The 234-nt window shown below is 43.2% G+C and carries 1 pseudogene; it reads right to left on the bottom strand.

The features are described 5' to 3' along the window. Positions 1-234, bottom strand: a pseudogene (locus tag ACY2RT_RS15710) (choice-of-anchor B family protein); the annotation flags it as partial.

Raw genomic sequence — 234 nt, 5'->3', positions numbered from 1 at the left:
CAGCCGGACTTCCTGTTAAGCTCTTTAATCGGGTAAGGTCAAATATCCGTAACCCATTGCCTCCGTTGCTGTCACTAACAATATACGCATGTTTGTTGTATACTTTAACTCCTCTCCATAGGCTACTTCCTGTAGGTGTATTTAACCTGGCCAGATAGACCGGACTTGTAGGGTTGGGAATATCTACAAAAGCAGTTCCATTTTCAAGGGCGACAATAGCATATTCTTTTCCAC

The sequence above is a fragment of the Ulvibacter sp. 2210JD10-4 genome, from assembly GCF_058148525.1.
Note: the sequence above shows the minus strand (reverse complement) of the source record. Positions and strands in the feature narration are given on the sequence as shown.